Below are 2,133 nucleotides of genomic sequence, written 5' to 3'. Positions count from 1 at the left end.
GGAAGCCCGCAAACGCTTCACCGCAGCTTGGGCGGCTTAACGGCATAGCCGGAACCGGCTAAGAGGCCGGCGATGTCGCACAACACCTTCGGCCACCTGTTCCGCGTGACGACCTGGGGCGAGAGCCACGGGCCCGCCCTGGGCTGCGTCGTGGACGGGTGTCCTCCGGGCCTTCCCCTGACCGAGGCCGAGGTGCAGGCCTTCCTCGACAAGCGCCGTCCCGGCCAGGGGAAGTTCGTCACCCAGCGGCAGGAACCGGACGCCGTGAAGATTCTCTCCGGCGTCTTCTCCGACGAGCGGACGGGTGGCCAGGTCACCACCGGCACGCCGATCTCGATGCTGATCGAGAACGTCGACCAGCGCAGCCGCGACTATTCGGAGATCGCCCAGGCGTTCCGGCCGGGCCACGCCGACTACACCTACTTCGCCAAGTATGGGGTCCGGGACTACCGCGGCGGCGGCCGGGCCTCGGCGCGCGAGACCGCCGCCCGGGTCGCGGCCGGGGCGGTGGCGCGCAAGATCCTCGAGGGCGTCACCATCCGCGGCGCGGTCGTGCAGATCGGCCCGCACGCGGTGAACCGAGAGCGCTGGGACTGGGATCAGACCCACGAGAACCCCTTCTGGTGCCCGGACGCCGAGATGGTCGCCGTCTGGGAAGAGCACTTGGAGAAGACCCGCAAGGCCGGCTCCTCGACCGGCGCGATCGTCGAGGTGGAGGCGAGCGGCGTTCCCGCCGGCTGGGGCGCGCCGATCTACGGCAAGCTCGACGCCGAGCTGGCCGGGGCGCTGATGAGCATCAACGCCACCAAGGGCGTGGAGATCGGCTCCGGCTTCGCCGCCGCGGCCCTGTCCGGCGAGGAGAACGCCGACGAGATGCGGATGGGCAACGAGGGTCCGCTCTTCCTGACCAACAAGGCTGGAGGGATCCTCGGGGGCGTCTCCACCGGCGCGCCGGTGCTGGCCCGCGTCGCCTTCAAGCCCACCTCCTCGATCCTGACGCCCCGCCAGAGCATCAACGAGGCCGGCGAGCAGATCGAGGTCCGCACCAAGGGCCGCCACGACCCCTGCGTCGGCATCCGCGGCACGCCCGTGGCCGAAGCCATGATGGCCTGCGTCCTCGCCGACGCCTTCCTCCGCCACCGCGCGCAGACGGGCGGCGGCGCGCACGCACCGGGCGGCTGAGGGCCTTTCCTAGTCTTTCGTCATGGCCGGCTTCATGCCGGCCACCCTTCTCAATGAGTCAGGGCCTGCCGCAACCGGCTGGGTCGCCGCGACAAGCCCGGCGATAACGAAAGGTTGGGCGGCGCCGACAAGGATGGGTGCGCAGAGTCAGGCAACAGACTGTTTCCCGCGCGGAAATAGCCACGCCGTTGTTCCGGCGATTACCTCGCCTATCTCAGCGCCATGATTGAAAAGCGCCCCTTCTCCGAACTCGGCCGGTTCCAGAACGACTGGCTGAACGCCCACTATCACTTCAGCTTCAGCAATTGGTACGACCCCAATCGCATGGGCTGGGGATCCTTGCGCGTCTGGAACGACGACGAGATCGCGCCGCAGACCGGCTTTCCGCCCCACCCGCACCGGGACATGGAGATCATCACCTATGTCCGGAAAGGCGCGGTGACCCACCAGGACAGCCTGGGCAACCAGGGCCGGACCGAGGCCGGCGACGTGCAGGTGATGAGCGCCGGCTCCGGCATCCGCCACGCCGAGTACAACGTCGAGCCCGAGACCACGACGCTGTTCCAGATCTGGATCGAGCCGAGCACGTCCGGCGGCCAGCCGGGCTGGGGCGCCAAGCCCTTCCCCAAGGACGACCGGGCGAACGCCTTCTCGGTGTTGGCCTCCGGCCTCGGCGACGAAGGCGCCCTGCCGATCCGCGCGGACGCCCGGGTGCTGGGCGCGACGCTGCAGGCCGGCCAGGAGCTGACCTACGAGGCTCAGGCCGGCCGCCACCTCTACCTGGTGGCCGCCACCGGCGAGGTCGAGGTGGGCGACGTGACCCTCGGGCCGCGCGACGGCGCGGCGATCAAGGATGAGGCCAAGCTGTCGATCCGCGCCCGCCAGGACGCCGAGATCGTCATGGTGGATTGCGCCTGAGGCCTTTGGCCGCGCCGAATTGAGTAGGCGCGG

The 2,133-nt window shown here is 69.9% G+C and carries 2 protein-coding genes; both read left to right on the top strand.

Going from position 1 to position 2,133, the window contains the following annotated elements:
- Positions 1-72 precede the first annotated feature (72 nt).
- Complete coding sequence (gene aroC, locus VHK87_RS11270) at positions 73-1,182, top strand: chorismate synthase (RefSeq protein WP_329634991.1); 1,110 nt, start codon at positions 73-75, stop codon at positions 1,180-1,182.
- A 222-nt stretch (positions 1,183-1,404) separates the two neighbouring features.
- Entirely contained in the window at positions 1,405-2,100 is a 696-nt protein-coding gene (locus VHK87_RS11265; protein ID WP_329634990.1) for a pirin family protein, read from the top strand.
- The last annotated feature ends 33 nt before the right edge of the window (positions 2,101-2,133 follow it).

It is taken from the genome of Phenylobacterium sp., assembly GCF_036263695.1.
In the GTDB taxonomy this organism is placed as follows: Bacteria; Pseudomonadota; Alphaproteobacteria; order Caulobacterales; family Caulobacteraceae; genus Phenylobacterium.
This window is presented reverse-complemented; position numbering and strand designations above follow the sequence as displayed.